Genomic DNA, 16,008 nt, shown 5'->3' on the forward strand with positions numbered 1-16,008 from the left:
ATCATGTTGTTTGTCGCTCTCGCCGCTGATGGCAGGACGGTTTCGCTTGCCGGGGCGGAAAGATGGGAACGAGAGGGGCTGATGCGCCTGAAACGACAGGAACCGTTTTTTTGTCCCGCGTGCCGTCAAGAAGTGGTGCTCCGGTCGGGCCGCTACCGTTTGCCGCATTTCGCCCATCGAAAAGGGGCGGCCTGCCCGGTCGAGCATGAACCGGAGTCGGAGCGTCACTTAACTGGGAAGCGAGACTTGTTCGCGTGGCTCATTCGCCAAGGCATGGAGGCGAAGCTCGAGCCGTATTTGCCCGCCATCAAGCAGCGTCCTGACGTATTGTTCCGCCATGGCCCACACCTTTATGCCCTCGAATACCAATGTTCCACGATCGATGAATCGCTGTTTCGCGAACGCAATGACGGCTACCGTCTCCTTGGCATCCGCCCGTTGTGGGTGTTAGGAGCCCATCATTTGCGGCGTTCGCCAAAATATTCGGGGGAAGTGCAGCTCTCCCGGTTTCAATGGTTGTTTGCCCATCGCGCTCCACATTCAGTCGTTCCACATATATGGTACTACAGTCCAGAGACGAAACGCTTCATCCGTCTTTTTCGCCCGTTGCCGCTATCGGTGCAGCGAACATTGGCCGTGGTCGATTCGATTCCGCTTTCGTCGTTTTCGTTCCCCGATTGGATGGCCCCCTGCCCGCTGCCGCTTCCATCCGAGTTTTGGGAGCGATGGCTCGAACGAAAAAAACAATGGCGGCGGACGTTTCCGCTTTATCCGAACCAAACCGTGCGCCGCATTTGTGCTGATTTTTACCAGGCGGGCATCGTTCCGTCACTGTTTCCGACCGAAGCAGGCTGGCCAGTGCCGCGGGGGTATTTATGGGAGACGGCGCCGTTCATTTGGCAGACGTACGTGCTTTTGCCGTTCCTCAGGCAGCCCGGGCGGCCGGTCACGATGGCGTCGTTGTTGGGATGGGTCGACGAGCAAATCCGCACCGGACGGCTTATGCCGCGCCGGCTGCCGCTTGTTGGACGGGATGATTACCGACAGGCGGTCAGCGAATATGTGCATTGGCTCAGGCTGCTTGGCTACGTACGTTGCAAGGACGGTGGACAGTTGTACTTAGCCAAACCGCTGTCATTCCCGGCGACGGTCGAAGATGTCATTCGCCAAGATGCCGCCCTTCTTGAGCAAATCGAGCGGACGCCGGCGCTTGCCTCGTACTGGACAGCGCTCGAGATGTCAGGAGGCGGAAAAAATAAGCAAAAGACAGGAAAAACAGCCAAAAATGGTGAATAATAATTCGTGTATCGATATTAAAAGGAGGGACATAAAGGTGGGAGACAATAAGGCCAAAAAATCGCTTCCGTCCCGGAGCGAAATCCCCGTCGAGGAAACGTGGCGGCTTGAGGATATTTTTCCGACTGATGACGCCTGGGAGCAAGAGTTCCAACAGGTGAAAGCGATGATCCCAAAGCTCGGCGAGTACAAAGGACGGCTTGGGCAATCGCCGCAAGTGCTGTATGAAGCGTTGCAATACCAGGATGAAGTATCCATGCGCCTCGGCAAGCTGTATACATACGCCCATATGCGCTATGACCAAGATACGACCAACTCGTTTTACCAAGGGCTGAATGACCGCGTGAAGGGCTTATACAGCGAGGCGTCGAGCGCCATGGCGTTCATCGTCCCAGAACTTTTATCCATCGATGAAGCGGTGCTTCGTTCGTTTCTTGAGCAATACGAGCCGCTTCGCTTATACGCGCACGCCTTAGACGAAGTGACACGCCAGCGCCCGCATGTGTTGTCGGCGGAGGAGGAAGCGTTATTGGCGCAGGCGGCCGAGGTTATGCAGGCGACATCGAATACGTTCAGCGCGCTTAACAACGCTGATTTGACGTTTCCGACGATCATCGATGAAAGCGGTGAGGAAGTCGAAGTCACGCACGGCCGGTTCATCCGCTTTTTGGAGAGCACTGACCGCCGCGTCCGCCGCGATGCGTTCCATGCGGTGTACCATACGTACGAAAAGTTTCAAAACACGTTTGCCAGCACGCTTGCCGGAACGGTGAAAAAACATAACTTTTTTGCCCGCGTCCGCCGTTATGAATCGGCGCGCCAAGCGGCGCTCGATGCCAACAACATCCCGGAGAGCGTGTACGACAACTTGATTGCCACGGTTCATGAACATTTGCCGCTTTTGCATCGCTATGTGCGGCTGCGCAAACAAGTGTTGGGGCTTGACGAGCTCCATATGTATGACTTGTACACGCCGCTTGTGCAAGATGTGAAAATGGACGTGACGTACGAGGAAGCGAAGCAATATATGCTTGACGGGCTGGCGCCGCTCGGCGAGGAGTATGTAGCGATCGTCAAAGAAGGGCTTGACAACCGTTGGGTCGATGTGCGCGAGAACAAAGGGAAGCGGAGCGGTGCGTATTCGTCGGGAGCGTATGGCACCCATCCGTACATTTTGCTCAATTGGCAGGACAACGTTCACAACTTGTTTACGCTCGTCCATGAGTTTGGCCACTCGGTCCATAGCTACTATACGCGCAAAACGCAGCCGTATCCGTACGCCCATTATTCGATTTTCGTCGCTGAAGTGGCGTCAACGTGCAATGAAGCGCTCTTGAACGATCACTTGCTGAAAACGATTGATGATGAGAAGAAACGGTTGTACTTGTTGAACCATTATCTTGAGGGATTCCGCGGCACTGTCTTTCGGCAGACGATGTTTGCGGAATTCGAGCATCTGATCCACCTGAAGGCGCAACAGGGCGAAGCGTTAACGGCTGAGACGCTCACCTCGCTTTATTATGATTTAAACAAAAAGTATTTTGGCGATGAGATTGTGGTCGACCAAGAAATCGGCTTGGAATGGTCGCGCATTCCGCATTTTTATTACAACTATTATGTGTACCAATATGCGACCGGCTTCAGCGCGGCAACAGCGCTCAGCAAACAAATCTTAGAGGAAGGCGAACCGGCGGTGAAACGGTACATTGACTTTTTAAAAGCCGGCAGCTCGGACTACCCAATCGAAGTGCTGAAAAAAGCCGGCGTTGATATGACGAGCGCCGAGCCGATCCGCCAGGCATGCCAAGTATTTGCGGAAAAACTTGAGGAAATGGAGCGGCTGCTTGGGAAATAAAATGGATGCAGCTCCACGCCTGCATCCATATCGAAAAACGTATATCGTCTTATTTTCCCTACAGCCGCAGCCGTTTTGACGAAAATCCCTTAAACTGGCGGCGGCGGTTCCAAGACGCCACGAGTCCAAGCAGCGTCAAAAACAACAGCGGCATCGTCGCCCACAAGGGAAGCAGCCGCATAAGGCCTAAAAGGTTAAGGAAAAATGCGGCGATGGCCGCTGCCGCCCAAACGCATAAAACGATTCGTTTTTTCACGTTGTTCGCCTCTTTCTCGGTTCTTTTATGTTCAATATATGTCCGCTGTCCATGCAGTCATGACAAACAGCGACGGGGAAGGGAATTATGACAATAATGTGAACAAACGAGCAAACGGGTTGTCAATCCGGTCGGGCGTTTGGTAAGATAAAGATGTGAACGGAAGACAAAACCTGATACCCCTTTGTTTGACCGTGAACAAATTCTCCCATCCCCTTTGTTGTCTTGACGACAAGAAAAAGCCCGGCTTCGGCCGGGCTTTTTCTTGTCGGTCGCACGCTACAGGCGGGCTTTTTCGATATAGCGCCAAAACGTTCCATGCTTGACAGGCACCCGCTCGACCTTTTGTTTCAGCTGCAGCTTTTTCATTTCCGTTTCCGCTTCTTGGATGGTCCAATTGTACACAACGGCAACTTCTTTCGTGGCGACGAACTTAAAATGGCTTAAAAATGATTCCAGTGGAGGGGGAGGAGACGGCTTGGGATGGAAGCCAAGCATTTCGGCGATCAGTTCGACGTAAATGTCATACGGATAGCATCCGGAAATTTTAATGCCTTCATCTTCAATGTTTTCATTAAATAAGACAAGCGTCGGTATTTCGTCGACATCCATTTCCGACGTGATTTTCAAATCACATTGGAACGCTTTTACCGCTCCCGGTGAGTGCATATCGCGCAGAAATTCATCGACGTCAAGACCAGCTTCGGCGGCGCATTCGGCGAGCACCGACAAATCAGAGACATTTTGTTTTTCGAGAAAGAGCTGTTCTTGCAGCTTGCGTAAAAAGCGGAGGCCGGCCCGCTTTCCTTGCATTTCCGCCGCTTTAATGGCGAGCGATGGGGCGAACGGGCTTGAAATCCGATTTTCGAGCCAAACGCTGCCGTCGCATGACATGCCGGTGCGGCAAGCCGCCCATTCCCATGCTTTGGCCATTGCCTCCGGCTTTGTTCCTTTGTGCGCGCCCCATGTCGCCCATGTTCCGCTCAATATGTGCCTTAAGGTAAAAAAACGGCCGTATTCGATCGTCAGTTTTTTGATGACTGGTTCAAGCCCCCAGCATTCCGGGCATAAAGGATCGATAAACAAATACAGCTCGAGCGGTTTGTTCGTGTTGCCTAGCGGCTGGGAAGGGTAGCAAGTTGATGTCGTCTTCCCAGCAAACTTCTCACTCAAGGGTATGCTCCTTTCTGTCCAGATGATCTGGGGTATTGACCATATGATGGGCGGTGAGTACGAGCCGGTGATAAAACTGTTCGCGCGCCGGCCCGGACAAGCCGATTTCGTCCATGGCTGCCCGCATGCAGGCAAGCCATGCTTCCGCCCGCTTCGGCGTGATTTCAAAGCGGAGATGGCGCGCCCTCAGCATGGGGTGTCCATGCTCTGCCGTGTAAAGAGGGGGGCCGCCTAAATATTGTGTTAAAAACTGTTTTTGCTTGCGGGCGGTTTCCGTCAAATCGTCAGGGAAAATGGGCCGCAAGTCTGGATGCGCGGCCACGCGGCGGTAAAACGCTTCGACCAGCTTCGCAATCGTCTCTTCTCCGCCGATTGCTTCATAAAGAGTTTGCCATTGTCCTCCCATCGCGGATGCTCCTTTAGCTGTCGTTTGATTGCTATTTTATCAACAGCACGCATGGATCTCAAACAAAGTGCCTCGAGCGCCGCTCGTTTATGTGCGGTAGCTGTTCAACACGCGTTCGACATACGCCCGCGTTTCGGCAAATGGCGGCACGCCCCCATAGCGGTCGACGTGCCCGGGCCCGGCGTTGTAGGCGGCTAAGGCGAGAGTGATATTGCCGTTGTACCGGTCAAGGAGCTGGCGCAAATATTTTACGCCGCCGTCGATGTTTTGCGCCGGATCAAGCGGGTTGTGGACGCCGAGCATTTTTGCCGTGCTTGGCATGAGCTGCATGAGTCCAAGCGCTCCAGCCGGGCTTTTCGCATCGGGACGGAAATTTGACTCATGGCGAATGACGGCGCGGATGAGCTGCGGGTCAACGTCGTATTTTTCCGCTGCCGCCGCGATGAAAGCATCGATGGAAGAAGATGAGTTGGTTGCAGCACCCGCTTCATGTTCGAGCGGGGCGCTGCGATGGCCGGCGGGCGCCGGGGGCTGACCGCTTAGGGCAGCTTGAGGCGCCTCGGCAGACGATTCCTCACCGCGGCTGAGCGATTCGGCAAGCAAGCTTGAAAACAAGGATGGCACCGGCGATGGCAACAGGCTGGAGCGTCCGGGTGAGAACGCATGGAGCGCCTGCCATTCGATGAGCAGCTTTAATGGCGAAACGGTCATCGTCTTTCCTCCATTTCTTTCATGCGGGCGTAAAAGCGGGCGATTTTGTTTGGCGCCGGGCGGCGCGGGATGCCGAGCGCCTCAAGCAGGCGCAAAAACCGCTTTTCACCCGCTTCCACGTGATCCACTTCATACTCAAGTTCGTAATCTTCGCTTTGCAAGTAGAAGTTGCGGTCAAGGAAAAGCGTACCACCTTCGTACGGCCATTGGGCGCGTTCGGTGACAAGAGAGCCGAAATGGCGCACGTTGGATGGATCAATGCCCAGTTCCGCAAGCAAGGCCGCGATCGTTCCGTGCAGCGGCACGCCCGTGAGCAGCGCCTCCGCTTCGGAAGGGGTGAGCGGCACGTGCGTCTCGAGAAGCGCCCCATCCGCCCGCGTTTGTTTCAGCGTCAGCGTAAACCGCCCTTCTTTCGCCCGGATGCGCAGCGCTGCCGCCCGTTCTTTTAAGGCGAATGACGGAGTGTCAAAGTAATGGTTTTCCTGGCGGAAGAAAGCGCCATCATCCAACCGGAAGGCGGCGCGGACGGCCGCAAATTCCGCTGCCGTTAACAAGTTTTTCAATTCGATTTCGACCTCTTGATGCATCGTGAATCTCCCTCGGGAAAGATCATCGTCTCCCTCTATTATCAGCTGTTTTTCGGCGAATATCAATTATTTCGCCCGCATAGGCTGAATATGGTAAAATAAAGGGCGGATGGTTGGTGTGGAAGGAGAGAAAGCATGAACGAAAAATGGATCGTCGAGCGGGCAGAGCGAAAAGACGGCCGGCTCTGGCTGAAGGTTGATGATGCGCTTGTTTTGCCCGCCGGTGTTATGCCGAAGCGCCATATGCTTGTTGACTCAGATGCATTGGCGTTTGTGTATATATTGGAAACCGAGGATCGCTTTCTATATGTCATGGTTCCGAAGCCATGGTGGCCCGAGCTGAAAGAGGCGCTTGACGCCAAGGAACCGGTTTGGCTTCAATGCGGGGGAGAAGTGCTCGAACTTGAACAGTTTCACGATGAATTGTCATATTTGCTCGAAAATATTCGTGACAACGCCAACTATGGCGAGGTGCTTGAACGAGCAGTACAAGAGATGTTTTTTACCGGATGAGCCGTCCGGTTGCCTGCCTTTGGGCGTAAGGGGAGGCGGAGCGCGCCAAAGGCCGCTTACCGTCAAAGCGGCGCTGGGAAGGTGCGGATGCTTTCTCTTGGCCCAGGCTGTCAGGAATTTGAAAATAGATAGGCAGGTGGTACGATGGTAAACCATTGGGATTTGTTTTTAGCCCCGTATAAGCAGGCAGTCGAAGAGCTGAAAGTAAAGTTGCGAGGCATTCGCGCCCAGTTTGAGATGATTGAAGCGCACTCGCCGATTGAGTTTGTCACCGGACGCGTGAAGCCGGTTGCCAGCATTTTAGACAAGGCGCAAAAGAAAAACATCCCGCTCGACCGCCTCGAGGAAGAGATGCAAGATATTGCAGGACTGCGCATCATGTGCCAGTTTGTCGACGATATTAAAACGGTCGTCGAGCTGCTGCGCCAGCGCAACGATTTTACAATCGTCGAGGAGCGCGACTATGTCACGCAAAAGAAAGAAAGCGGCTATCGTTCATACCACCTCGTCATTCGGTATCCGGTGCAGACGATCCGCGGCGAGAAAAATATTTTGGCGGAAATTCAAATCCGCACGCTGGCGATGAACTTTTGGGCGACGATCGAACACTCTCTGAACTACAAATACAGCGGCCGCTTTCCGGAAGATATTAAAGCCCGGCTGCAGCGCGCGGCGGAGGCTGCCTACCGCCTCGATGAGGAAATGTCGAAAATCCGCGTTGAAATTCAAGAAGCGCAGGCCGCCTTTTCACGAAAACAAGAAGCAAAAGGGGAAGGACAATGAAACGAACTGATGCGCCGCTGGCCTTCGCCATTACGTCAAAAGGGGATGATGTGTCGAACGCCCTCGCGCAGAAGATGAAGACGTATTTGCTTGATTTTGATTTGCGCTATGATGAGGAAGCGCCGGATTTGGTCATTTCCGTCGGCGGGGATGGAACGCTGTTGTACGCGTTCCATCGCTATTGCCATCGGTTGGACAAGACGGCGTTTGTCGGCGTCCATACCGGCCATCTCGGCTTTTATGCCGATTGGGTGCCGGAAGAAATCGAAAAGCTCGTGATTGCCATCGCCAAAACACCGTATCAAGTGGTGGAGTACCCGCTGCTTGAGGTGACGATTCGTTACATTAACGGTGGGCGCGAGGCGAAGTATTTAGCGCTCAACGAATGCACGGTGAAATGTGTGAGTGGGACGCTCGTCATGGATGTTGAAATTCGCGGTGATTTGTTTGAGCGGTTCCGCGGCGACGGGCTGTGCATTTCCACGCCGACCGGGAGTACGGCCTATAATAAGGCGCTCGGCGGGGCGATTTTGCACCCGTCGCTCGAGGCGATTCAAGTGACCGAGATGGCGTCGATCAACAACCGCGTGTTTCGGACAATCGGTTCGCCGCTCGTGCTGCCGGCGCACCATACGTGTTTACTCAAGCCGGTCAACCACGTCGATTTTCAAATTACGGTCGACCATTTGTCGCTCGTACATAAAGAAGTCAAATCGATTCAATGCCGGGTGGCCGATGAAAAGGTGCGTTTCGCCCGCTTTCGGCCGTTTCCGTTTTGGCGGCGGGTGCGCGATTCGTTCATCGCCGATTGATGCCCATCCGGCTGCTGGTCGGCTGCTGTTTCGGCGGAGGAAGCGCGCCGGCGTCGGTACACGATCACGATTTTGATGGAAAGGTAGACAAACATGCCGCCGTTTACACTGACCGTTTTGATCGATCAACAACATGACGGAAAGCTACTGCGCCAGTTTTTGCAGGAGATGGGCATTTCAAGAACCGCGCTTACCGATATTAAATTCCATGGAGGGGCGTTGTTGATTGACGGCTGCCCAGTCACGGTCCGCCGCGTGCTGCGCGCTGGTGAGACGCTGTCGGTTGTGTTTCCGCCGGAGCGGACGAGCGATTGGATGGATCCGGAAGAGATGCCGCTTCATATCGTGTACGAAGATGATTACGTCCTTGTCGTTGACAAACCGGCCGGGTTGGCCACGATCCCGTCGCGCCATCATCCGGGCGGAACGCTTGCCAACGGCCTGCTGCACCATTACCGAAGGCAGCGGCTCGATTCAACCGTCCATATTGTGACAAGATTGGACCGCGACACGTCCGGGCTTGTGCTCGTTGCCAAGCACCGCCACGTTCACCATTTGTTGTCCACGCTCCAGCAAAAAGGGAAGGTGGCGCGCACATATGAGGCCATTTGCCACGGTGTCATGGTTGATGACGAAGGGACGATTGATGCGCCGATCGGCCGCCGGGGAGACAGCATCATCGCCCGCGAAGTGCGGGAGGACGGCAAGCCGGCGGTCACTCATTTCCGGGTGCTCGAGCGGCTTCGCGGCTATACGCACGTGTCGCTGCAGCTTGAAACCGGGCGTACGCACCAAATCCGCGTCCATTTGGCTTATGTTGGCCATCCGCTCGCTGGGGATGACCTCTATGGCGGGAGTCGGGAGATGATCGACCGCCAGGCGCTCCATAGCCGTCAGCTCTCGTTTTTCCATCCGTTTGCGCGCCGCTGGTTGACATTTGCCGCTCCGCTTCCCGGGGACATGGCGCATCTCATTGAAACGGTGCGCTCATGAAGCGCCGGTTACGGGAACGAACGGAATTTTTCCGGAACGTATGGCATCGATGACGGAACCGAGACGGTCTCCATTTCCGGGTAGCGCAACGCAGTGAGCGCACCGCCGAACACACAGCCGGTGTCAATGTTGACGGTTCGTCCGACAAACCGCGGAGTTTTGACAGGCGTATGGCCATAGACGACCCATGCGTCGCCGCGATACCGCTTCGTCCAGTCGCGGCGCACCGGCGTCCCGTCCGGGTTCGTTTCGCCGGTGATGTCTCCGTATAGGACGAACGTCTTGACTTTTTGATCCGTCCGCCCGATATAATCATGGCGAATGCCGGCGTGGGCGATGACAAGGCGCCCCTCATCCAAAACGGCGTACAGCGGCGCCTGTTCATACAGGCGGATGAACTTGCGGCGGATCATCTCCTGTTCGCTTGGAGGCAAGGTGCGGTACTCGGAGACGGTCGTCTCAAGACCATGGGCGATTTGCACGTTGCGCCCTAAAAAGAAGCGGTACAGCTTATTGCAATGGTTGCCCGGCACGTAGTAAGCCAGCTTTCGCTCGACAAGGGCGGAGACGATCTCAATCATGTTCAGCGATTCAGGACCGCGATCGGTCAAATCACCGACAAACCCGAGCTTTCGGCCGCCAGGATGAACGGGAATCCCTTCGTTCCATACATACCCTAGTTTTTCTGTCAACGCAACAAATTCTCGGCGACAGCCATGAATATCGCCGATAATGTCAATGGCCATAGGATGCTCTCCTTTCTGACTATGGTCGGTATACTACCAGTATGTCCGTCAGACAATAGAAAGAAAAGAGGAGATTGCGCCGGGACAGCCGCAAAATGGGTGGCGGCCGGCAAAAACGAAGCCGCCTGCCGGTAATGGGCAAGCGGCTATTCATCGCTCGCGAACATAAATTTCCGCGTCCGCGAATGGACATTTAAGACAAGGCCGATCGCCAGCATGTACGTGGCGAGCGAGCTTCCTCCGTAGCTGATAAACGGCAGCGGCAGCCCGGTGATCGGCAGCAGCCCGATCGTCATGCCGATGTTTTGGAACACTTGGAACGTAATCATGCCCGCGACGCCGGCACATAAATAGCTGCCGTATAAATCGTTGCTCTCCAAGGCAATATGGATCATGCGATAAATGAGCAGGAAAAAGAGAGACACGACGATGCTTGAGCCGACAAATCCGAACTGTTCGGCAATAACCCCGAAAATAAAGTCGGTATGCGCCTCAGGCAAGTACACTTGTAAATTGCCGAGCCCCTTCCCGTACAGCTCCCCCGAGCCGATGGCCATCAACGAACGGATGAGCTGAAACCCTTGGTCGGTCGAATATTCATACGGTGCGAGCCATCCGTAAAACCGGTTTAATTGGTAATCTTCTTCAATGATATATTTATGAAAAAAGTCCGGAAAATAAAAGTATATGAATACAATGGATGCCACGGCCGCCACTCCGGAAAAGACGATGCCGAAAATGATGCGCCAGCGGATGCCGGAAACGAGCACCAAGGTGGCGGTGATGGCCATAAACACCATCGACATGCCCATGTCTGGCTGCTTGGCGAGCAAAATGAGCGGCGGCAAGACGGTCAAAGCGATTTTGCCAAGCAATTTAAAATCATCGCTGATCGTCGGTTCGGGATATTTTTCCCGATGGTTGACGATGATGCGACTTAGGACGATGATCATAAAAATTTTCATCAGCTCGGATGGCTGAAAGTTGCCTCCAGGTAGATGATACCAGCTCGTCGCCCCCTTAATGGTTACTGATCCTGGGACGTTCAATTCCAGCCCAAGCAACAGCAGCATCCCGAATCCGTACAAATACCAAGCGATTTGAAACAGCCGATCATAGTCGACGATCATGGTGAACGCAATCACGACGGCGCCGATCACGTACCATTGCAGCTGCTTGGAAGCGAAGTTGACGTTCTGCAGCTTCTCGGGAAGCATCGGCTCCGCGCTGTGAATGGCGATGGCGCTCACCACGGCCATTAAGAATAAAAGAAATAATAAGTGATAATCAAGCTTCGATTGGGAAAAACGGTCATGATCCATGGAACGATCCTCTCCATTCAAATGTACCATATACCATATTAGCGAATTGAGTCGGTTTTGCAAAGTGGGAAAAACCGCCGGCAGCATGAAGGAGCCAAAAGGCAAAAAGAAAGCGCGCATTTACATTGTTTGCCGCATCGCCTATAATAGAATTAACACCTGGTGCTAAGAATAAATGATAATTGGGAGGATGAACGAATGGTCTTATCATTGGAAGGACGTACATATGTCGTGATGGGGGTGGCGAACAAACGAAGCATCGCCTGGGGCATTGCTCGTTCGCTTCATGCTGCCGGCGCTCGGTTGGTGTTTACGTATGCCGGCGAGCGGTTTGAAAAAGAGGTGCGGGCGCTGGTCGATACGCTTGGGGATGAACGCTCCCTTCTGCTGCCGTGCGATGTGGCAAAAGACGAAGACATCGTTCAATGTTTCGCGCAAATCAAAGAACAAGTCGGCGTCATCCGCGGCGTCGCTCATTGCATCGCCTATGCCAATAAAGAAGACTTGAGCGGTGAGTATATGAATGTCAGCCGCGAAGGCTTTTTGCTCGCCCATAACATCAGTGCGTATTCGCTCACCGCGGTGGCTCGTGAAGCGAAAGAGCTGATGACGGAAGGCGGTAGCATCGTCACCCTTACGTACTTAGGCGGCGAGCGCGTCGTGCAAAACTACAACATTATGGGTGTGGCGAAAGCGTCGCTTGATGCGAGCGTGAAATATTTGGCGAACGATTTGGGCAAATACGGCATCCGCGTCAATGCCATTTCCGCTGGACCGATTCGCACACTGTCGGCCAAAGGGGTGAGCGATTTCAACTCGATTTTAAAGCAAATCGAAGAACGCGCTCCGCTCCGCCGGACGACGACGCAGGAAGAAGTCGGCGATGCGGCGCTGTTTTTGTTCAGCGACTTGTCGCGCGGCATCACCGGGGAAATTATTCATGTCGATTCCGGGTATCACATTTTGGGATATTAAAGCAGCCAGCCGGCCGTTCCAAATACGGAGCGGCTGTTTTTTGTCTGAAGAGCAATTTGTTGGAACGGGGGGCATACATATAGAAAGAAGGCAAGCATGAAAGGAGGATCGGCATGCGCAAACATAAGGCGATGGAAACAGAGCCGTTGCTTTACATCGTACAGCCGAAACCGGTGCGCGTCACTGTGCATATGCAAGAGACGTTTACGTGGACCAGCCGGACAGAAAAGACGGCAATAGGCGCCATCGATGAACAAGACGAAACAAGAGAAGAAACGAAGGCGTTTCTTTCCAAAAAGGAATTTCAAGCGATGCCGCTTGACGAACAGCTCGTCTTTTTAACAAAGCTGCCCGGCCATTTGCCGCCGCTTAAATGTCAGTTTGTCACGCAGGAGCAAAGCTATGAAGGTGTGCTGAAGCGATGCACAGCGGATGAATTGGTGATCGCCGACGAGCGGGGGAACGAAACCGTTATCGGCCGCGCCGGACTTGTTTCCGTAACGATGATCGGATTTCTGCCATAACGGTTTCCCTTTCCCGCGTCGAAGCACAGCGTTGCCCGGATGCGGTGCATCGTCGGGAAAGGGATGGCCATAGTTCATGCCGCCCCTCACTGTTGCAGGAGACATTCCCGTTTGGCTTGCGGTTTATTTTTTGAGGCTTGCCGCTTTTCTTGCTGACGATGGTCCATTTGCGCCCGGAAGGCTTGCAATTGCAAAAGGCTTGTCATCATGTTTTGCTTGAGCCCGTTTGCGGTTCAAATGCGTTTTTGTCGCCGAGCCTGGCATCTGTCGGTTGCCGCTTGCAATAGTAAAAGGTTTCGAATGGCGGCCGGTTTGCACGTTCCGGGGGGCAGGAGCGCCTTTTGCGCTTTCGGTTTGTGACGCCATCGCCTCTTTTTGTTTGGCGCTCTGTTGATCGTCTGCCAGTGAGGCGGCACGTTTTTTCTTCCGTTTTTCGTTTTTCACATTCGCTTTTTCTGTTTTGGGAGGCATTGTCCGCGCCGCTGTATTCTTTTTCGACCGTTCCGTTTCTTTTGGGTCCGTTTGAGGCGACACCGGTTGTCCGAATGCCTCTTCTGTTTGCAGTTCTGTTGTGAGAGCAGCTGTTGATTCGAATTCTTTGGCTTGCTCCCACACTTCCAATAACTCCGAAGCGACCCGCTCCCAATGATACAGCGAAACAGCCAGCTCGCGTCCTTTTTCGCCCATTCTTTTCATCAAAGATGTATTGGATAATATTTGGGCGATCTTGTCGGCGAAATCGCTTGGGTTCTCTGGGTTTTCCACGATCAGGCCATTTTCATTCGCCAAAATGACTTCTGGATTGCCGCCTCTGGCTGTCGTGACGATCGGAAGGCCTGCCGCCATGGCTTCGTAATGGACGCGCGCCAACGGCTCCTGCCATTGGGAAGTGCAGACAAACACATCAGCAGCCGCAAACCAATTTTGGATTTCATTTGGGGAGACAAAGCCTGTTGTGATGACGGGCACAGGCATTCTTTTGGACAGCGCTCTTACGTATGCGACATAATCGGTAATATCGTTTTCGCTAAACCAGTTACTTCCGACAATGACAAGCGCTATGTCTTTAAACTTTTTGGCCAGCTCCGGCAATGCCAAAACGAGTTTGTCGACTCCCTTATTGCGCGACAGGCGGCCGGCGAACAAAATGACCGTTTTGTTTTCGAGTCCATACGCCCGTCGGATGTCGCTGCGGATTTTTTGCATTTTGGGATGGTTCCCCGGCAAAAATCGTTCACTGTCCACCCCTGAATAAATCGTGCGCAATTTTGGCGATGCCTGCGGGTATAGGCTGCGGATGACATGGCCGATATAATCGCTGACCGTTACGATGGAGGCTGCTTCTGCGATGGCTGCCGCTGCCTCATCCGGGTCGATTTTTTCCGGATGAAACATATCGTTGTGCATGCTTAACGTAATTTTGGCGTAAGGAGCCGCCTGCCGGATCGGAAGGACAAGGCGGGGGCGGTTAAAGATGTGGATGAGATCGAACTCGTTCGCTTCCACATAACGAACAACGTTTTCCCGGTATATTTCAAATACTTTGCCCGGTACGCGCACGTAATGAACCCCGTTGATCGTTTCCTCTTCGGGTAGCGATGAATCGCTGATGCCCAAAATGGTGATATCATGGAAGCGGCTTACATGTGGGAGAATGCCGGCAATATACGTTTGGATCGCCCCGCCGAGCACAGGGGGAACGGGGAGTTTTTCTGTGCAAACCATCAAAATCTTCACGTTGGCCCCACTCCTTTCCAGTCTTTTTCGATCTCCGCCAATACGGGCCATTTTGACTGGTCAGTTTCGACGATTGTTCGAGTTAATTGCGCTGTTTGTTCATTGAGGAAGATTTCGGGCTCGTAGACCATTTCTTTGATGTTTTTGTAAAATTCGTTTGGCATGGCCAAGTCAATCATCAAAATCTCGTACAATTCAGGCGTGATCGGGTTCGCTTCATGGTACGCGAGAATCATTTCCCGAACCCATTTTGCATCCCACCGGTATAAATCCGCCATGGTGCCGCTGATGAGTTTTCGCAAATCGCGAATGGGAAGGTCAAACGCCACTCCATCAAGGTCAATAATCCACATTCCGTCCGCTCCCATTTGGCCGTTGGACCAACCATAGTCTTGATGAGCCAATCCCCAACCAGTCGTCCCTTGTCCGACTAGCTCCCAATATTTCGATTGACGGAATCGTTCCATGCCTTTTCGCGCCTGTTCTTCAAATTGATCGATGACCTCCAGCAATGGCGAGCTTGCCGGCATTTCACGGTAACAGTGGGCAATGTTCCGAAACCAGCTCATTTTGGTGATCATCTTTTCATAGTTTTTTGGCCATTTGTGTAGCCGTGAGGCCATTTCTGCCTTCTGCGGAGGGATGTATCCTTTGCTTAGGCGATGGAATTCGCCAAGGGCGTAACAAAGCTGCTTGGCCCCTTCCAAATCTTTTGTGACTGGCGTCAACGGTTCAATCCATTCGGCCACAAACCACAGTTTTCCGCCTGCTTCCACATAATTGTTCCCGCTCTTCGTTTTGACAATCGGCGGCACTCTCGCCTTGCGCACCTCTGCCAGGTATTCTTGCGCTCCCAAGCTGAATAAGCTTCTTGTTGGCCTTCGGTGCAGCAGTTTCAAACTTTTCGGGCCAGATTTTGTTTCGAGTTTCCAAATCGCCCCCCCTTTATCCGGTTTGGTTGTGACGATTTGCATATTTTGAACGGATAAATCGTAGTGTTTCAGCACCTCTTCTGCCAGCTGGATAATATAATCAGGGACAAAAAATTCATGGGTCGTTTCATCAACAGGCCACGGTTCAATGACGATCGGCTTCACGCTATCCCTCCTGCCGGGTATTTCAGATGGTTTCCTCAAAAGATGAGGGATTGCTACTAGGGTATGTATGTAGAAGGAAATTGGATTGGGTAAGCTCATTACTGTAAGGATATTTCTTCTATGCCTCGGTTGCGGCTGCTGACGCCGGATGCGGCGGGAGGTCATTAACGGGGGCGGCGACGGCCAAAAAAGCGGTGTGGCCGGTTTTGCCGAAGCGGGCTG

17 protein-coding genes are annotated in these 16,008 nt (G+C 53.3%); 8 read left to right on the forward strand and 9 right to left on the reverse strand.

Features of this window, described 5'->3' with window-relative positions; all coding sequences use genetic code 11:
- Nucleotides 1-3 precede the first annotated feature (3 nt).
- A complete protein-coding gene (locus CV945_RS05470) occupies nt 4-1,296 on the forward strand; it encodes a competence protein CoiA (protein ID WP_232722018.1) in 1,293 nt (430 codons plus the stop codon).
- Complete coding sequence (gene pepF / locus CV945_RS05475; RefSeq protein ID WP_369827705.1) at nt 1,286-3,151, forward strand: oligoendopeptidase F; 1,866 nt, start codon at nt 1,286-1,288, stop codon at nt 3,149-3,151. The genes CV945_RS05470 and pepF overlap by 11 nt, the downstream gene beginning before the upstream one ends.
- A gap of 58 nt (nt 3,152-3,209) precedes the next feature.
- On the opposite strand, the gene CV945_RS05480 is transcribed toward pepF, so the two are convergent.
- The 5 genes from CV945_RS05480 to CV945_RS05500 all read right to left on the reverse strand — a co-directional run bounded on the left by CV945_RS05480 (nt 3,210) and on the right by CV945_RS05500 (nt 6,284).
- Nucleotides 3,210-3,407 (reverse strand): hypothetical protein, encoded by a 198-nt coding sequence (locus tag CV945_RS05480; RefSeq protein ID WP_033010435.1) that lies wholly within the window; start codon nt 3,405-3,407, stop codon nt 3,210-3,212.
- Nucleotides 3,408-3,686: 279 nt separating this feature from the next.
- Nucleotides 3,687-4,580 carry a ClpXP adapter protein SpxH gene (gene spxH / locus CV945_RS05485; RefSeq protein WP_047817933.1) on the reverse strand — a complete coding sequence of 298 codons (894 nt, stop codon included), beginning with the start codon at nt 4,578-4,580 and terminating at the stop codon, nt 3,687-3,689.
- Entirely contained in the window at nt 4,573-4,986 is a 414-nt protein-coding gene (locus CV945_RS05490) for a globin domain-containing protein (protein WP_044743405.1), read from the reverse strand. Before CV945_RS05490 ends, spxH begins: the two co-directional genes overlap by 8 nt.
- 87 nt (nt 4,987-5,073) lie before the next feature.
- Nucleotides 5,074-5,697, reverse strand: a complete 624-nt coding sequence (locus CV945_RS05495; RefSeq protein ID WP_100659300.1) for a lytic transglycosylase domain-containing protein — start codon at nt 5,695-5,697, stop codon at nt 5,074-5,076.
- Nucleotides 5,694-6,284, reverse strand: coding sequence for a CYTH domain-containing protein (locus CV945_RS05500; protein ID WP_033010440.1), 591 nt, complete (start codon nt 6,282-6,284; stop codon nt 5,694-5,696). Before CV945_RS05500 ends, CV945_RS05495 begins: the two co-directional genes overlap by 4 nt.
- A 135-nt stretch (nt 6,285-6,419) precedes the next feature.
- Between CV945_RS05500 and CV945_RS05505 the strand changes: the two genes are divergently transcribed.
- The 4 genes from CV945_RS05505 to CV945_RS05520 all read left to right on the forward strand — a co-directional run bounded on the left by CV945_RS05505 (nt 6,420) and on the right by CV945_RS05520 (nt 9,385).
- On the forward strand, nt 6,420-6,797 hold the full coding sequence (locus tag CV945_RS05505) for a UPF0738 family protein (protein WP_100659301.1): 378 nt from the start codon (nt 6,420-6,422) through the stop codon (nt 6,795-6,797).
- A 144-nt stretch (nt 6,798-6,941) separates the two neighbouring features.
- Complete coding sequence (gene yjbM, locus CV945_RS05510; protein ID WP_033010443.1) at nt 6,942-7,580, forward strand: GTP diphosphokinase; 639 nt, start codon at nt 6,942-6,944, stop codon at nt 7,578-7,580.
- Nucleotides 7,577-8,392: an NAD kinase gene (locus CV945_RS05515; protein WP_100659302.1), complete on the forward strand. Its 816-nt coding sequence runs from the start codon at nt 7,577-7,579 to the stop codon at nt 8,390-8,392. Before yjbM ends, CV945_RS05515 begins: the two co-directional genes overlap by 4 nt.
- Before the next feature lie 93 nt (nt 8,393-8,485).
- On the forward strand, nt 8,486-9,385 hold the full coding sequence (locus tag CV945_RS05520; protein WP_100659303.1) for an RluA family pseudouridine synthase: 900 nt from the start codon (nt 8,486-8,488) through the stop codon (nt 9,383-9,385).
- Between the two features lie 8 nt (nt 9,386-9,393).
- Here the strand turns inward: CV945_RS05520 and prpE are convergent, their stop codons facing one another.
- Both prpE and CV945_RS05530 read right to left on the reverse strand, forming a co-directional pair.
- Entirely contained in the window at nt 9,394-10,131 is a 738-nt protein-coding gene (gene prpE, locus CV945_RS05525; RefSeq protein ID WP_100659304.1) for a bis(5'-nucleosyl)-tetraphosphatase PrpE, read from the reverse strand.
- Nucleotides 10,132-10,277: 146 nt separating this feature from the next.
- Entirely contained in the window at nt 10,278-11,453 is a 1,176-nt protein-coding gene (locus tag CV945_RS05530) for an FtsW/RodA/SpoVE family cell cycle protein (protein ID WP_100659305.1), read from the reverse strand.
- Between the two features lie 198 nt (nt 11,454-11,651).
- Here CV945_RS05530 and fabI point away from each other — a divergent pair, with 198 nt between their 5' ends.
- On the forward strand, nt 11,652-12,428 hold the full coding sequence (gene fabI / locus CV945_RS05535; RefSeq protein WP_100659306.1) for an enoyl-ACP reductase FabI: 777 nt from the start codon (nt 11,652-11,654) through the stop codon (nt 12,426-12,428).
- A gap of 113 nt (nt 12,429-12,541) precedes the next feature.
- Nucleotides 12,542-12,952: a CotO family spore coat protein gene (locus tag CV945_RS05540; protein WP_100659307.1), complete on the forward strand. Its 411-nt coding sequence runs from the start codon at nt 12,542-12,544 to the stop codon at nt 12,950-12,952.
- Between the two features lie 123 nt (nt 12,953-13,075).
- Here the strand turns inward: CV945_RS05540 and CV945_RS05545 are convergent, their stop codons facing one another.
- Nucleotides 13,076-14,689 carry a glycosyltransferase family 4 protein gene (locus CV945_RS05545; RefSeq protein ID WP_100659308.1) on the reverse strand — a complete coding sequence of 538 codons (1,614 nt, stop codon included), beginning with the start codon at nt 14,687-14,689 and terminating at the stop codon, nt 13,076-13,078.
- On the reverse strand, nt 14,686-15,786 hold the full coding sequence (locus tag CV945_RS05550) for a CotS family spore coat protein (protein ID WP_100659309.1): 1,101 nt from the start codon (nt 15,784-15,786) through the stop codon (nt 14,686-14,688). Before CV945_RS05550 ends, CV945_RS05545 begins: the two co-directional genes overlap by 4 nt.
- Nucleotides 15,787-16,008: the final 222 nt, after the last annotated feature.

The sequence above is a fragment of the Geobacillus sp. Manikaran-105 genome (assembly GCF_002809955.1).
Lineage (GTDB): Bacteria > Bacillota > Bacilli > Bacillales > Anoxybacillaceae > Geobacillus > Geobacillus thermophilus.